Source organism: Treponema sp. R6D11 (assembly GCF_054786075.1).
This window is the reverse complement of sequence record NZ_BDHD01001293.1, coordinates 1-338: the sequence shown is the minus strand read 5'-3', so window position 1 is coordinate 338 and position 338 is coordinate 1. Positions and strand designations below refer to the sequence as shown.

General features: G+C 47.0%; 1 protein-coding gene. It reads right to left on the bottom strand.

Annotated features, from left to right (window positions below):
• Positions 1-338: hypothetical protein (locus tag ACYVTD_RS18480; protein WP_461249054.1), on the bottom strand; the 338-nt coding region annotated here is incomplete at both ends.

Genomic DNA, 338 nt, shown 5'->3' with positions numbered 1-338 from the left:
CTACGGTTTTTGATGTCGGCCTCTGCGTAACGGCGGCGGTTGTGTTTGCGGCGGGTGTGGTTTTCGCAGGTTTTGCGGACGTTTCAGTTTTTACGGACGGCGTATTCATTTTCGAGGCCGGTTCTGTTTTTACAGACGGCGTAACAGTTTTTGTTTTACTCTGCGTTTCGCTTTTCTGTTCAGGCTTTTCAACATTGACGGCTATTAAAGGTTCGTTCTTCTTGTTCCGAGGCGTGGAAGTTTCAACTTCGGTTGCAGGGGTTTCGTTTTTATAGTAATTAATCACACATATTGAAATGACCGCCGCCATAACAAGCAGTACGCCCGTCAGCATTGTC